The organism is Streptosporangium sp. NPDC050855, from assembly GCF_044456585.1.
GTDB classification, from domain to species: domain Bacteria; phylum Actinomycetota; class Actinomycetes; order Streptosporangiales; family Streptosporangiaceae; genus Streptosporangium; species Streptosporangium longisporum.
Genome location: NZ_JBITFY010000013.1, coordinates 1 through 13,422, shown reverse-complemented (window position 1 = coordinate 13,422; position 13,422 = coordinate 1). Strand labels below are relative to the sequence as shown.

Below are 13,422 nucleotides of genomic sequence, written 5' to 3'. Positions count from 1 at the left end.
ACATGGCTTACCACTTCGCCCTGGTGGACGTGTTCAGCGATCGGCCGTTCGGCGGAAACCAGCTGGCGGTGTTCCCGGACGCCGAGGGCATCGGCGAGCAGACCATGCAGCAACTGGCGCGGGAGTTCAACTTCTCCGAAACCACCTTCGTTCTGCCGCCCCGCGACCCCACCCGCAGCTTCCGCGTCAGAATCTTCACACCGGACCAGGAACTGCCGTTCGCCGGCCATCCGACCGTCGGCACGGCCGCCGTTCTGGCCGGCTCCGGGCCGGCCCGGCAGACGTTCGTCTTCGAGGAAGGTATCGGCCCGGTCACCGTCACCGTCGAAGGAGGGATGATCCGGCTGCATCTGCAGGACCCAGTGTGCGAAACCACCGACGAAGCGCCACCGGCCACGGCCGTGGCCAGGGCCCTCGCACTGCCCGAAGAGGCCATCGTCGACAGCTGGTACGCCGGCATCGGTCTGAGGTTCTGTTTCGTCCGGCTGACCGGCCGGGAGTCGGTCGACCAGGCCCGGCTCGACCGGACGGCGTGGGAAGCCGCGATCGCTGAACGCTGGTCACCGCACCTGTACGTCTTCGCCGGCGACCTCCGCGACGGCGCCCACGTGTACTCCCGCTTCTTCGCGCCGGCGGTAGGTGTCGACGAGGATCCCGCCACCGGTTCGGCAGCCGCTTCCCTGGTCGCCGGCCTCGCCCAGCGGTCGCCCGGCCGGCACGGAACCTACCGCCTGCGGATCAGCCAGGGCGTGGCCATGGGCCGCCCCAGCACCCTGCAGGGCACCGCACACAAGGAGAACGGCCTGCTGACGCAGGTCATCGTCGGGGGAAACGCGGTCGTCGTCGGCAGCGGCACCATGGACCTCCCGGCGGAAGCGGTGCGAGGCGCGCGATGATCTCCGACGAGTACGGCGACCGGTCCGTACCCGCCTGGCCGCGTACGGCGGATCAGTCCGTCGCTTCGCGGACGTCCTTTCCCTGCTCGGCGAACGCCTTGAAGTCCTGCATGTGCTGTTGCGACTGCTTGCGGAAGGCGCCGGGCATCACAAGTCTCACCAGCTTCATCGCGAAGCCGTTGAACCGGTATTCGTTCTCGCTCTCCCACAGTGTCGTCTCCGGGCCGGCTTCGGTCAGCCGTTCGCGCACGGCGCTCCACATGCCCTCGCCGACGATCTCGCGGTCGAAGTGAACGACGCTCGTTCTCGGGATCCGGCGCAGGTCTGCCGGTTCCCGGCGTGTGATGGTCTCGATGCACTCGAACTTCCGCCCGCCCGTCTGCAGCACGACCCGTGACGTGGTGCCGAGCTGCCCGTGCTCCCCGCTCAGCGGCTCGTGCAGCACCAGGCCCCGCAGCCATTTCGGCAGGTGTGCCGGGTCGGAGAGCAGCTGGACCGTCTTCTCCCGCGGCAGGGCGATCTCGATGGAGACGGTGTATCTCATGGGCGCATCGTTCTTTTCCTTGTTCTCATCGTGGGTGCGAGCATTCTCGTCGTGGGTGCGAGCGCCGAGGGCGCCGGTCGGCCCACCGCAGCAGGGACGTCAGGCCGGGTCGGGTGCGTAGAACCTGGTGGTGGCCTCGACTGCGGCCGCGACCTGCTCCGGTTCGCCACCGGCGGCCAGATGAGCCCGGCCCCAGGCTGCGGCGCTGCGCCGGCTGAACTCGCGTCCTTCGGGCGACTTCTCGAACTCCTCGTGGCCGGCGATCTCACCACCGGCCAGGAACCGGGCCAGGGTGAGCAGGGCCAGGTCCCAGCCGACGCCGCCGGCGCCCGGGCCGTAGGTGGGGAAGGAGGGCTCCTCGATGGACGCCGCGTGGATCAGCTCGAGCTCCGTGTCGCCGGCGGGGCCCGGGACCAGGCGCACCTCCACCTCGCTCGTGCCGGGCCAGGCGTCGGCGTCCGGTCCGTAGAGCCAGGACACCTTGAGCAGGCGCGGCGGCTCGCACCGGAGGATGTCGCCGTGCTCACCACCGTCCAACTCGAACTTCCCGCCGGGCCGAAGGTCCCCGGTGACCGGCTTCAACCAGCGGCGCAGCCGCTCGGGGTCGGTGATGGCGTCCCAGACGTCGTCGATCTCCGCGTCGTATCGACGCCGCAACTCCACGGTGTACGCCTCGCCGGCGGGCACTCTGCCGTTGCCCATCGCCCGGTGCACGGCGGCCAGCTCGTCCAGTACGTCTTTCATGTCATCCTCCGTCGGTGGTGGATCGGTTCTCCCCGCATCGGTGCCGGACCCGGCCTGCCGGGGCGGGTTCCCCACCGGCCCGGGGAAGGCGTGCACGTCTGCCCCGGGCCAGCTCGGTCCCCAGGGCGTCGAGGCGTTGTTCCCAGGACCGGCGAAACCGGTCCAGCCACGCGTCGACCTCGCTCAGCGGCGCGGGCTCGACAGCGTAGAACCGCCGGGCGCCCTCGGCCCGCACCGACGCGAACCCGCTGTCACGCAGCACACGCAGATGCTGGGAGACGGCGGGCTGGGAGATGGCGAACTCCGCCCGGACGACGTCCGTGATCGCCCCGGAGGTCCGCTCACCGTCGGCGAGCAGCTCCAGAATGCGCCGGCGTACGGGGTCGCCGAGAATGTCGAACGCGTGCACGACGGAGAGCGTACCGGTTCGCACTTATATAAGTAAAGAATGATATGTACGCCGCGCCGGCTCGTGTCCGCCCGCCATCGCCGCCGGACACACGAATCCGCCGGCGGACTTGACCCTGACGCTGCGTCAACCCTGCATGCTGGCTGTCATGAGCATCCCGCGATGTGGTGGGTCATCGTTGCCACCTGTTCGCCGACCTCTCCTACCGTCGCAGGATCTCCTGAGCCGGCGCCGACCGGGCCCAGGCGAAGTTGAGAGCAGGATCAGAGCATGCTGACCATCGGTCAATTGGCGGCGTATGCCGGCGTCACGGTACGGGCGGTGCGGCACTATCACCAGATCGGACTCCTGCCCGAAGCGGACCGGGATGCCTCGGGCTACCGGCGCTACGGCGTTAAGGCGGTCGTGTCGCTCATCAAGATCCGAACCCTCGCCAACGCCGGCGTGCCGCTGTCTCAGATCGGCCAGATGCTCCAAGCCGACGCATCGACCTTTGCCGAAGCAGTCCAACGGATCGACAGTCACCTGCACGACGAGATCGAACGGCTTGAGACCAGCCGCAAGCAGATCGCGCAGCTCACCGCCGGGGACAGTCTGGCGCTCCCACCGGAGGTGATCTCCTACCTCGATCTGCTTCGGGAGATCGGGGTGGGAGAGCGGATGGTGGAGGCGGAGCGGGACGGGTGGATCCTGGTTGTCGCTGCCTCCTGGCCCGAAGACATCTCCGCGGTCATGGCCGCAAAATTCGCGCAGCTCGATGACCCGCAACTCGTTCGGCTCTACCGGATCCTGTCGGAAATCATCGAAGACGACGACGCATGCGACGACGATCCGCGTCTGGCGGAAGCCGCCGATGTCATGGCCGGCCTGGCCGAGCAGGCATACACCTCCGGCGAGATCGACCCCGACGAGGTCGCGCACGACGACCTACCGGTCGACCTTCTGGACGCACTCGCCGTCGAGTCCGACCCGCGGGTGGAGCGGCTGCTGGACCTGATGCGCGAGCGCGGCTGGGCCGGTTGGCACCGGATGGAGCGGCTGGCGGAGCTCCCCGACTAACCTGCGGACGTCGTTTCACACCTGGACGTCCACCACTCATGTCGGCGGTCGACGGGGTGCGGGACCAGGCTGGTGGAACGCGGTGCGAGGCCGACGTCGCCCCGAGACAGCTCGACCTGACCCGGCTCAAGCCCGCACAGCTCGAGGCGCTCGTGGAGCACCTCTGGCGGGCCCGGCCATCCGATGGTCCACCTCAACGGCGCCCATGCCGACCGGTCGCACTGGCGGCGCATCATCGCCGGCCTCGGCAGCGACTACCGGCACATCACCTACGACGAGCGCCCCGTCCGGGATCCGGTCACCGGCACCAGCCACCGTTCCCTGTTCACTTCTGAGAAAGGAAGATCATGACCATCGAGCGATCCCCCTGGACCGGCATGGTCCCGGTAGACGATACGGCCTTGGCCGTCACCGACACCGCCGGCGACGGTGTCCCCGTGATCTACCTCAACGGCCACGCCGCCGTTCAGCGGCAATGGCGGCGCGTCCTTGCCGAGCTGGGGACCCAGTGGCGGCATATCACCTACGACATGCGGGGGCGCGGTAGGTCGAAGCGTTCGGCGGATTATTCGTTCGAGACGAACATCCGAGATGTCGATGCTGTCCTCGCAGCCCGGGGTGTGGACCGGGCGGTGGTGGTGGGCTGGTCCTATGGAGCGTTCGTCGCGGCGCACTGGGCCGGCCGGAATCCGGCCCGTACCGTGGGCGCGGTCTTGGTGGAGGGCGCGCAGCCCTACGACTGGTTCGACGAGTCCATGGAACCGGGGATGCGCAAGATATGGAAGCGGATCTGGTGGCCCATGCAGCTGCTGCGCCCGTTCGGCATGGCTCCACGGATGACCGGCGACCAGCTGGCAGACAGCAACATCGAGGTCGGCAAGATCGCCCGCGAGCGTGACCTGGGCCCCGTGCTGGACAGCATCACCGTCCCGGCACGCTACGTGGTCGCTTCCGGGGAGTCCTTCGGAAGCCAGGGCGGGCACGAACGGATACGCGCCGGCCTCCCTGCGGTGACCGCCCGCAATCCGAACATCCGGATCAGCGCGAAAGTCGCCAGCAACCACGGTTCGATCCTGCGTAAGGACTATCGCGCCATCGCCGAGGCCGTACGTGAGGTCGCCGCCCTCGGCCACGAGGGGAACTGAACACGCCGCCGTCACGGTGGACCCCGCAGGGGAGAATCCTGACAGCCGTCGGCGCAAGGCCAGAGGTCTGCACGCCCTCTCCCTCCACCGTCTCCACCGTGTCCCCCGCCGTCGGGCAGGTCGGGGATCTCGCCGAACCGGCGCAGGCCTTAGAGCGACCGCACGGACGACCAGCCCCAACGCGGCCAGGAGCGCCTCTCAGCCGGGGTCGGCCCGCAGTTCCGCGGTCACCGCTCGTTCCCGCAGGAGAGCCGCCTCGGCGCGCAGCGCCTCCATCTGCTCGCGCAGGTCCGACAGGCGCATCTGCTCCATGGCCAGGCGCATTCGCGCCTCGTCGCGCTCGGCCACCGCCTCGGCCGCCGTGGCCGCGGCACGTTCCCGGGCCTCGGCGACCTTCTCCGAGGCCCGCTCCTCGGCCTTGGCCAGCCGCCGTGCGGTCCGTTTCTCCACCTCGGCCACGTGCTTCTCCAGCCGCTCGGCCCGGGTACGCGCTTCGGCGGCCTCGGCCACGGCCTGGGCGCGTCCCTCGGCGTCGGCGTCGGCGCGCGCCAGCGCGCGGTCGCGTTCGGCCTCGGCCGCCTGGGCGCGCGCCGACGCGGCGGCGACCGCCTGCTCGGCCTGCCGCACCGCCTTGGCGGCAGTGGCGGCCTCCTGCAGTGCACGGTCGCGTTCGGCCAGAGCCTGCCGGGCCTGCTCCTGCTCGGCCAGCACCTGCTCCCTGGCCCGGCCGGCCTCATCCTCGGCCGCCTCCACCCGCTCGGCCATCTCCCGCAGCGCCGCGTCCCTGGCCGCCTCGGCCCGCTGCGCCCTGCGGGTGGCCTCCTGCTCGGCCTGCCTGGCCCGGCGCTCGGTGCTGGCGGCCTCGTGCAGCGCGGCCAGGGCCTGCTGCCTGGCGGTCTCGGCATCGGCCAGCGCGGTGTCGCGCTCGGCGTCGGCCTCCCGTACCCGCTCGGCCATCGCGTCACGCTCGCGCCGGGCGTGCTCGGAGGCCTCCCGCGCCAGCCGTACCTGCTCGAAGGCCTGCTCGCGCTCGGTGCGAGCGATCGCCACCCGGGTGTGGGCCTCGGCCTGCACCGCGCTCACCTTGGCCTCCACCCCCGCCGGGCTCAGCTCCTGGGAGAGCACCTGTGCCAGCGGCTCTATCGCCGCGATCATGCCCTTCTCCATGCGCTCGTAGAACTCCTCGGCCCTGGCCAGCGCCCCCTCCAGGCCCGGGGTCGCCCGCCGCATCTCGCGTTCCCGCTTGGCCACCGCCTGGCAGTCCCCCTGCGCGCAGTAGGCGCGCGGTCTCCCCCGCCCCTGCCGCTGCTCGATCGGCGTCCCGCAGTGCTTACACGGCGTCATCGTCCCCTGCTCTGGCATGCCCCCAGCGTAGCAGGACTGATTTTCTGGAAATTAGAAATCAATAAAGAAGATCTGTTGCGTTCATGCCTGCTGAAGGTAACTCCCGGGAATGTAAATTCCCGCAAGTTGCTGTCTCCGGTACGACTAGGGCCTGTACGGACTTCAGATCTTTAGATGGGTTTGCGAACTGCCACGAAGTTGTCCTGGCGTAATGCCAGTTGATGTCAGTGGATTTGCCACTTGGTGTCAGCAAGATCACTAGGTCTCACTTGATCCACCTGCCGAAGGTCCCGTGGCGCAGGGAGTTTTCCCAGCTAAGAGCCATATCTTCTGGAACGCTCATCGCTCTGACGTGCGCCACCCGTCGTGTACACGCCGACGCTCCTCCTCCGCACGAGCAACGTCTCCTACGGCCTGCTGAAGATCCTCCGGGGCACTTCGATACCGCTTTTGGCCACCCTCGACTGACGAGCTGTGGCACTTTGCCACGTACTGACAGCCTTCCTTAGCGCCCTGATCTGCATTTTTGCCATCAGGTGTCAGCGCTGTTGCCATCTAAGTGTCAGCAGACGCCTTGGCAGCCTCTCCCAGTGCCGGGGAACGGGGGGTGAAGATCATGTACTGCGCGTGGTGCGTTACGCCAGCGGCTCGGCCTCGCTGTCGAGTGGCGACCGTCATCGCGAGGTCGACAGGGCCCTCCCCCGGGATCACCCGCTCCTATCTCGACGCCCCGTTCCTCCGCCGACGCCTGGTCTCCCAAACGGGGCCGAATCGGCGTCGAGGGAGGCGTTTTCCGGCGTCGGCGGCCGCCGTGGCGCAGGGGCGTGTGCGTCTCAGGGGCGCTCAGGGAAGTCCTCACTACGGGCGGCGTCGTCGGTACCCTCAGCCGATACGGTCTCTGAGGCCGGATGGAGGGCCAGGAGGCGGCTGATCGTCTGCTGGGCGATCTGTTCGCGGTGTTCGGCGGCCTGGGCGCGGTGTTCGGCGTTGTGCAGTGCCTGCTGGTGGGCCTGTTGCAGGGCCTCCAGCCGGGCGTCGGCCACGGCGGTGGCGGTTCGCGCCGCGTCGCGTTCCGTGCGGGTGCGCCGCGCCGCGTCGCGTTCGGTGGCGAGTTCTTCTTTCAGTCGGGCGATGTGCGCGCTGAGGTCCTCGCGGACCTGGCCGGTCTGGGCGCGGGCGGTTTCGGCGTCCTGGTGGGCCTTGCGCCGGGCGGCCTCGGCGCGCTCGAGGCGGCTTCCGGCGGCCTCCAGGTCGCTGCGGGCCTGGTCGAGGTCTGCGGTGCGATCGGCCAGTGCGTTGTGCACGGTGGCGATCTGCCGGTCGTGCTCGTTGGCCGCGGCGGCGGCCTGGCGGCGTTCGGCCTGCAGGACGCCCTGCAGGGCGTCGCGCTCGGAGGTGATGCGGCGGGTGGCGCGCTCGGCGGCTGCGGCGCGTTCCTCGGCCGCGGCGGCGGCCTGCGCCGCGCGGGTGCGTTCGGATTCGTGCTCGCCGGCCGCGCGCCAGGCCGCGCGTTCGGACTCCTCGGCGCGTTGCTGTGCCGCGGTGGCCTGCTGGACGGCCTGGTCGGCTGCGGTGATCGCGGCGTGGGCTTTGTGCTGGGCGGCGGTGGCGCGCTGTTCGGCGGCCGCGGCGGCGGCGCGGGCCTCTTCAGCGGCCTGTTCGGCGGCGTCGACCTGGGTGAGCGCGCCGGTGGTCGCGGCGTTCAGCGCCTCGGTGAAGGCCGCCAGGTGAGCGCTCCACTGCTCGCCCGCGCTCAGCAGGTCGCCGCTGAGCGCGCCGGCGCGGCGCAGGGCGTCGGTGACCGCCGGAGTGTGGGCGGCGGTGCGGGCGCGGTGCGCGGCGGCACGGCAGGCGTCTCCGCAGTACAGGGCCGGGCGGCCGCTGCGGCGGCCTGCGCGGCCTGGTGACTCGAGTCGGTTGGCGCACCCCGAGCGGGCACACATTCGCCCCGTATCGGGAACTTCCTGCTCCGTCTCATGGGTCGCGTCGGCCTCGGTGGGACGAGCGGGATCATCGATCACCGGTACAAACTATCACCGTACTGCTAGCGAACGATCATCTTTTCGTACGTACGAAACGAAACTTTGATGGAACACATCTTCCTCGGCAGGCTTGCGATAACTTTGCTTATCGCAAGCCTGAAGTGCTGAAAATAAAATCTATGATCCTATGAATTTGGGAGAGTGAGCGTATGACGTTGGAGCGCCCGGACGACACCGACGGCAGCATCCTGGGCGGTGGCGACCACGACGTCGACGGGACGGATGCCTTCCCTGAGGAGCAGAGCCCGCTCGAGACCGTGCTCGCCCGGCGCGCCTTGGGTGACAGCGTGACGCCTAGGGACAATGGGGTCATTTTGGATGGGGTGGCGATCGTCGGCGAGCGGCGATCGGCCGACGAGCATGTCACCGAGGAGGCGGCGCGGCTGATCGCGGCGGCTCCGGCGGCCAACACCACCCGCGCCTACGCGCGCATCTGGGCCGGCTACCTGTCCTGGTGCGCCGCCACCGGGCGTACCCCGCTGCCGACCACCGGTGCGACCCTGGCCAGCTTCGTCGCCGAGTTGGCCGGGCGCGGTCTGGCGCCGGCCAGCATCGACCAGGCGTTGGCCTGCGTGTCGTCCGCGCACGGCAAGGCGGGCCTACCCAGGCCGCACACCACCGCCGCCCGCGACGCGCTGCGCGCCTACCGCCGCGCCTGGAGCACCACGGCGGGCAACACGGTACGCAAGGCCCCGCCGATCACCATCGACATCCTGCGCAGCCTCATCGACCACACCCCCGACGACACCCCCACCGGCATCCGGGACCGAGCCGCGCTGGTGCTCGGCTTCGCCCTGATGGGCCGGCGCAGCGAACTGACAGCCCTCGACTGCGAACACCTCACCTTCCCCCGCCAGGGACTGGAGGTGTTCATTCCCATGAGCAAGACCGACCAGGACGCCGCCGGGCAGAGCGTCGCCATCCCCTACGGCTCCCACCTCGCCACCTGCCCGGTCCGCTCGGTGCAGGCCTGGCTGGCCGTCCTGCACGAGCACGGCATCACCACCGGAGCACTGCTGCGGCCCATCGACCGCTTCGGCCGCATCGGTGGCGCCCCCGGCTGGGCCGGCCGCGGCGGACTGCGCCTGTCCGGCGTCACCCTGAACACCATCGTCAAGAACGCCGCCCTGCGCGCCGGCCTGGCCGACGCCGAACGCTACAGCGCCCACGGGCTGCGCGCCGGCGGCGCCACCACCCTGGCCGACGCGAACGTACCCACCGGCAAGATCGCCGAACAGGGCCGCTGGAAGCCCACCTCCCCCACCGTGCACGGCTACGTCCGCGCCGTCGACCGCTGGAAGGACAACCCCATGGGCAAAGCCGGCCTGTGACGTTGGAACCGCGCCCTCCCATGCCGCTCTCCTCTCAACGAGTGGCACAAGAATCCAAGAACCCGCCTCCACAAGACCAGGGGCACACCACCATCAATCCCGGCGCGGTTCAGAGCGCGGCCGGGCGGTCATCTGGCCACGTCCGTGGTGTCGAGGATGCCGACCCGGCGCAGCCACCACCTCCACACGTCCTCCAGGCCGGGGGAGGCAGCCCACTCGGTCTCGGTGACCTTGCCGCGAGCGTAGGCAGCGGTCCGGTCGGCCAGCGCCTGAAGCTCGGCGCCGGTCACCCACCGGGTGACGCGCGTCTTGTCGGCGGATGGGACCGGGGCGCTGGCAACGATGGCGCGGTAGATGGTCCAGTGGTGGCCGGGCGTGCTTCCCTGGCGGACGAGGCGGCAGCACTGGTTGGGCCGCCACCCGCCGGTCATATGCTCCAGTTGGCCGATGGTCAGGCCGATCCCCTCGGTGATCTTTTCGCTGGCGGTCTTCCACGGGTTACCGTGGTCGTCGACATGCCCAGCCGGCAGAGCCCAGGCGTGCGGGTACTCGGCCCGTTCGATCAGCAGATATCGGCCGTGCTCGTCGGTGACGATGACGCCGATGGAGGTGTGGTCGCACACGTCGCGGGCGTGCGTGTCCTGCCCGCACACCCAGCGCTCCAGTGGGGACGGCTCGGCGGCCTCCAGAGCGCGCAGCCGGGACTGAGCGGTGGCTCGGTTCGGCGCCCCAGCCGCGTTGCTCAGGCCCATCGCTGAGGCGATGGCGGCGTAGCTGGCTCCCTCTGCTTTCCAGCGGCGCAGGGTGGCGGCCTGGATCGCCTCCAGGCGCGGGATGAGGTCGCGGGCCAGGGCGTGCATGGTCTCCTCCATGCGCTGACGCTGGCGAGCGCCGGACCGTCCATCATCGTCCGGGCCAGGGAGAATGTGGTCCCAGGCGCCCGCGCGCAGCTCAGCTATGGCGCGCAGAGCGGTGTCCAGGCCAGCGGTCAGGTGCAGCGCGGCCTCGCCGAGCAGCTTGGTCTCAGCGACGCCGAGCCGCAGGTGGATCTCGGAGCCGCCGTGGGTGGTGATCTGCTCGTAAGCGAGGTGGGGGTTGGTCATCAGGCTCTCCTTTGTATGAGACATCATCCACTCTGTATTAAATCTCATACAGAATCAAGAGTATTGAGACCATGTAGACCTTCAGAATCTCTGAACCCTCATCAACACCTAGAGAAGTCCATAAGCCGCCTGGCGAGCGCGGGCGGCGGTGGAGGCAGCCTCGCACATGCGCCCCCATCCCCCGGAGTTGACGGTGCTGCTACTGGCGACGCTGGTGCACGAGCGGGAACGGGAGATCACCGACATACTGGTGAACTTGCTGATCGCGACGGTGCACCGGATCAAGGCGGCGGGCCGGCAGCAAGGTGACCAAGGAGCTCATCAACGCGTTCAAGGGGGTGACCGGCAAGGACAACATCCTGTTCAAGGTCGCCGACGCGGCCCTCGGTCAGCCGGATGAGCCAGTCCGGGAGGCCATCTTCCCAGTGGTCATCGGCGGGGAGCAGACACTCCGGGACCTGGTGCACGAGTTCAAGACCAAGGGCCCGGTCTACCGCACCACGGTGCAGACCACTCTGCGGGCCTCCTGTACCAATCACTACCGCAAGGGCCTGATCGCGCTGCCGGAGACGCTGGAGTTCAGATGCGGCCACCGTCTTCCAGCCGGTGACCGAGGCCGTTGAGCTGGTTCGCCGCTATGCCAAGGCCGGCAACGCCACCTACTACCCGCTGGGTGAAGTGGCCCCCGAGCATCGCGGGCCCTTTGGCGCCTGGGAGGACCTGCTCTTCAAGAACGACAAGCGCGGACGGCGGCGGGCGGTACGGATGGCGGTATGAGATCGTCACCTTCCAGACGCTGCGCTGTAAGGAGATCTGGGTGGTGGGCGCCCATTCCTTCCGCGACCCGGAGGAAGACCTGCCCAAGGACTTCGTGGCCAAGAAGGTGGAGAACTACGCCGAGCCGTACAAACCCTTGGACCCCAAGGCGTTCATCGAGGAGTTGAAGGCCGAGATGCGCGCCGAGTCGAAGGCGCTGAACACCGCGCTGCCCAAGTCGGACTGGGTGGGGATCTCCGAACGCAAGTCCGAGGCGATCAAGCTGACAAAGATTAACGCGGCCGCCGCGATGTCGGCGGCGGGGCGCAGCGAGACGACGGGCGCGCTCACCACGGGTCGTCCTGGCTGATCTGCAGGGCGCCGCCCTGGATCGCAGTGCCGTGCAGGTAGCGATCGTAGGCCGCAGCGATGGTCCCGGCGGCGGTCAGGTCCAGATAGATGCGGCCGTCCAAGAGCAGCGGCCCGCACCGTCCTGGCCAGATCACCGCCGGTCGCGCGTCAGTGTTGAGGAGAGTGACCTCCAAGTCGTCCTGATGAGGGTGTCGGTGTCGTCGAAATAGGCGCCGAGATGGTCGGTCCTTCTACAACACCGCGCACGGGTCAGTCACTACCAACGACGACATTTAATCAACCACGAAATGTTGTTGTAGTACTTACGACCTCGTGCATGATTGCGATGAGGGCATGGTCTGCTGAGGTGACACTCCATTGATCACGCTTCCTGTCTCCCGAACGGGGCGGAAGCGGTCGGATGATCAGCCCTCTGCTGGTCGGACAGAAGCGCGGCCACGGCCCGGACGGTGTTGGGCAGCTGATCGCGACGGCCGTGGTGGCGTGCCAGAGCCCTCCAGTTCTTCAGATGGGCGATGCCGTGCTCGACGGGAATCCGCCGGGAGGAGTGTGCATGCCGGGCCGCGTCGTGATGGGCCATCAGCCATTGGACGTGTTCCAGGTTCCTGCCGCGTCGTCTATGAGGTGGAGTGAGGACCTGACCTCCGGTCTGGCCGCCCAGGCCCTGGTAGCCCGCATCGGCGAGAATCTGCAGGCCGCGGGTGTCGGACAGCAGGTCGACCAACCCGGACTGGCGGGCTTGGGTGATGTCGGCGACCGATCCGGGGCGGGTTTCGCCGCACCACAGCAGCCGCCCTTGGAGGTCGGTGAGGATCATCGTCTTCATCGCGTTCATCCGGCTTTTGCCGGAGACGAAGCGATTTCGTTCAAGAGCGCCGGCGGCCGGGCGGCGCACCCGGATCTCGGTGGCGTCCAAGATCGCCTCCTGGCCGCTGTTTCCCAGGTGGGAGACCACATCGGCCAGAGTTCGCAGCCGCCGTCCCGCAGCGATGCTACAACCCCGTTCGGCCAGGAGGGGGCGGATCTGGTGGATGGCGCGGGTGACGGTGGAGCGGTCGACGCCGAACCAGCAGGCCGGCACATCGTGCGTGACGCCATGACGCAGGTGCGCCAGCGTGGCCAGCAGTCGGTCGATGAACACCAGCTTATGCCTGGCTCCGGCGCCGATGTTGCGCCGTCGCGGGCGGTTGACGAGCGTGGCCAGGTGCCGGGCCTGCCACAGCGGTCCGATGGGCCCTCACCCCGATGTGTGGACACCTTGAGTGCCGGATGATGAAAATCCGGAGACAAGGAGTTCCACGTGGCGATGAAGTCGTATCCGCCGGAGTTCAAGGCGGATGCCGTCGCGTTGTACCTGTCCGATCCGGGACGGACGCTGGCCTCGGTGGCCGAGGACCTGGGAATCAGCCGGGAGACGCTGCGTAACTGGGTACGTCAGGCGCAGGCGGACGGCAGCGCGAGCGCCAAGGAGCGAGGTCCGGCCAAGAAGCCCGCGCGGGACCCGCTATCGTCCGGCGACGTGCTGGAAGAGGAGAACAGGCAGCTCAAGGCCCGAATCCGGGAGCTGGAGCTGGAACGCGACATTCTGCGCCGGGCCGCAAAATATTTCGCGGGAGAGACGAACTGGTGAGCCGCTTCGAGTTCGTTGACGACCACGCGGGCGCCTTCGGCGTCAAG

At 68.9% G+C, this 13,422-nt stretch carries 16 protein-coding genes and 1 pseudogene; 9 read left to right on the top strand and 8 right to left on the bottom strand.

What is annotated here, in order from left to right:
- Nucleotides 1–2 precede the first annotated feature (2 nt).
- Nucleotides 3–896 (top strand): PhzF family phenazine biosynthesis protein, encoded by an 894-nt coding sequence (locus tag ACIBCT_RS24865; protein ID WP_399192328.1) that lies wholly within the window; start codon nucleotides 3–5, stop codon nucleotides 894–896.
- Nucleotides 897–948: 52 nt separating this feature from the next.
- Here ACIBCT_RS24865 and ACIBCT_RS24860 read toward each other — a convergent pair whose 3' ends face one another.
- The 3 genes from ACIBCT_RS24860 to ACIBCT_RS24850 form a co-directional block, all read right to left on the bottom strand.
- A complete protein-coding gene (locus ACIBCT_RS24860; RefSeq protein WP_399192326.1) occupies nucleotides 949–1,440 on the bottom strand; it encodes an SRPBCC family protein in 492 nt (163 codons plus the stop codon).
- Between the two features lie 99 nt (nucleotides 1,441–1,539).
- The gene (locus tag ACIBCT_RS24855; protein ID WP_399192324.1) at nucleotides 1,540–2,184 is read right to left on the bottom strand and encodes an SRPBCC family protein; all 645 of its coding nucleotides are present in this window, start codon (nucleotides 2,182–2,184) and stop codon (nucleotides 1,540–1,542) included.
- A gap of 1 nt (nucleotide 2,185) precedes the next feature.
- Nucleotides 2,186–2,593, bottom strand: a complete 408-nt coding sequence (locus tag ACIBCT_RS24850; RefSeq protein WP_399192322.1) for an ArsR/SmtB family transcription factor — start codon at nucleotides 2,591–2,593, stop codon at nucleotides 2,186–2,188.
- Between the two features lie 270 nt (nucleotides 2,594–2,863).
- Here ACIBCT_RS24850 and ACIBCT_RS24845 point away from each other — a divergent pair, with 270 nt between their 5' ends.
- The 3 genes from ACIBCT_RS24845 to ACIBCT_RS24835 all read left to right on the top strand — a co-directional run bounded on the left by ACIBCT_RS24845 (nucleotide 2,864) and on the right by ACIBCT_RS24835 (nucleotide 4,797).
- Nucleotides 2,864–3,652, top strand: a complete 789-nt coding sequence (locus ACIBCT_RS24845) for a MerR family transcriptional regulator (protein WP_399192320.1) — start codon at nucleotides 2,864–2,866, stop codon at nucleotides 3,650–3,652.
- A gap of 183 nt (nucleotides 3,653–3,835) precedes the next feature.
- Nucleotides 3,836–4,003, top strand: a complete 168-nt coding sequence (locus tag ACIBCT_RS24840; protein ID WP_399192318.1) for a hypothetical protein — start codon at nucleotides 3,836–3,838, stop codon at nucleotides 4,001–4,003.
- Nucleotides 4,000–4,797 (top strand): alpha/beta fold hydrolase, encoded by a 798-nt coding sequence (locus ACIBCT_RS24835; protein ID WP_399192316.1) that lies wholly within the window; start codon nucleotides 4,000–4,002, stop codon nucleotides 4,795–4,797. Before ACIBCT_RS24840 ends, ACIBCT_RS24835 begins: the two co-directional genes overlap by 4 nt.
- 198 nt (nucleotides 4,798–4,995) lie before the next feature.
- On the opposite strand, the gene ACIBCT_RS24830 is transcribed toward ACIBCT_RS24835, so the two are convergent.
- Both ACIBCT_RS24830 and ACIBCT_RS24825 read right to left on the bottom strand, forming a co-directional pair.
- The gene (locus tag ACIBCT_RS24830) at nucleotides 4,996–6,159 is read right to left on the bottom strand and encodes a hypothetical protein (protein ID WP_399192314.1); all 1,164 of its coding nucleotides are present in this window, start codon (nucleotides 6,157–6,159) and stop codon (nucleotides 4,996–4,998) included.
- Nucleotides 6,160–6,974: 815 nt separating this feature from the next.
- Nucleotides 6,975–8,084, bottom strand: a complete 1,110-nt coding sequence (locus tag ACIBCT_RS24825) for a hypothetical protein (RefSeq protein ID WP_399192312.1) — start codon at nucleotides 8,082–8,084, stop codon at nucleotides 6,975–6,977.
- Between the two features lie 248 nt (nucleotides 8,085–8,332).
- On the opposite strand from ACIBCT_RS24825, the gene ACIBCT_RS24820 reads away from it, so the two are divergent.
- The gene (locus tag ACIBCT_RS24820) at nucleotides 8,333–9,514 is read left to right on the top strand and encodes a site-specific integrase (protein WP_399192310.1); all 1,182 of its coding nucleotides are present in this window, start codon (nucleotides 8,333–8,335) and stop codon (nucleotides 9,512–9,514) included.
- A gap of 128 nt (nucleotides 9,515–9,642) precedes the next feature.
- Here ACIBCT_RS24820 and ACIBCT_RS24815 read toward each other — a convergent pair whose 3' ends face one another.
- The gene (locus ACIBCT_RS24815) at nucleotides 9,643–10,617 is read right to left on the bottom strand and encodes an NUDIX hydrolase (protein WP_399192308.1); all 975 of its coding nucleotides are present in this window, start codon (nucleotides 10,615–10,617) and stop codon (nucleotides 9,643–9,645) included.
- 305 nt (nucleotides 10,618–10,922) lie between these two features.
- On the opposite strand from ACIBCT_RS24815, the gene ACIBCT_RS24810 reads away from it, so the two are divergent.
- The 3 genes from ACIBCT_RS24810 to ACIBCT_RS24800 are packed head-to-tail and all read left to right on the top strand — an operon-like array spanning nucleotide 10,923 to nucleotide 11,743.
- On the top strand, nucleotides 10,923–11,240 hold the full coding sequence (locus ACIBCT_RS24810) for a hypothetical protein (protein ID WP_399192306.1): 318 nt from the start codon (nucleotides 10,923–10,925) through the stop codon (nucleotides 11,238–11,240).
- Entirely contained in the window at nucleotides 11,224–11,394 is a 171-nt protein-coding gene (locus tag ACIBCT_RS24805; protein ID WP_399192304.1) for a hypothetical protein, read from the top strand. Before ACIBCT_RS24810 ends, ACIBCT_RS24805 begins: the two co-directional genes overlap by 17 nt.
- Before the next feature lie 40 nt (nucleotides 11,395–11,434).
- On the top strand, nucleotides 11,435–11,743 hold the full coding sequence (locus ACIBCT_RS24800; protein WP_399192302.1) for a hypothetical protein: 309 nt from the start codon (nucleotides 11,435–11,437) through the stop codon (nucleotides 11,741–11,743).
- Here the strand turns inward: ACIBCT_RS24800 and ACIBCT_RS24795 are convergent.
- Nucleotides 11,721–11,918, bottom strand: a complete 198-nt coding sequence (locus tag ACIBCT_RS24795) for a hypothetical protein (RefSeq protein WP_399192300.1) — start codon at nucleotides 11,916–11,918, stop codon at nucleotides 11,721–11,723. The genes ACIBCT_RS24800 and ACIBCT_RS24795 overlap by 23 nt on opposite strands.
- 188 nt (nucleotides 11,919–12,106) lie before the next feature.
- Nucleotides 12,107–12,886: a transposase family protein gene (locus ACIBCT_RS24790; protein ID WP_399192298.1), complete on the bottom strand. Its 780-nt coding sequence runs from the start codon at nucleotides 12,884–12,886 to the stop codon at nucleotides 12,107–12,109.
- A gap of 159 nt (nucleotides 12,887–13,045) precedes the next feature.
- Between ACIBCT_RS24790 and ACIBCT_RS24785 the strand changes: the two are divergent.
- Nucleotides 13,046–13,422 (top strand): annotated as a pseudogene (locus tag ACIBCT_RS24785) (transposase); the annotation flags it as partial.